Below are 251 nucleotides of genomic sequence, written 5' to 3' on the forward strand. Positions count from 1 at the left end.
TTTTTTCCACTTTCGTTTGGAAAAAAGCTATCATGGTCGTCTCTTCTCATTCCGTAATATGTTTGAGAGAGTTATGTTCCAAATTGTCTTACTCGGCACAGGCTTCTTCTTAGATACGATTGGATTGCAATATATGGTTCTCATTTTCGGTGTGATTTCATTATTAATTATTTTCATTTCATTATCTAAACAGAAACCATATGAAAAACAACCTTCGCAATCTGCGCATTTATAGCATGCATAAAGACGCA

1 pseudogene is annotated in these 251 nt (G+C 34.3%); it reads left to right on the top strand.

From position 1 onward, the window contains the following. Positions 1–235, top strand: a pseudogene (locus SB775_RS32045) (MFS transporter); the annotation flags it as partial. Between the last annotated feature and the right edge of the window lie 16 nt (positions 236–251).

The organism is Peribacillus sp. SIMBA_075 (assembly GCF_046534585.1).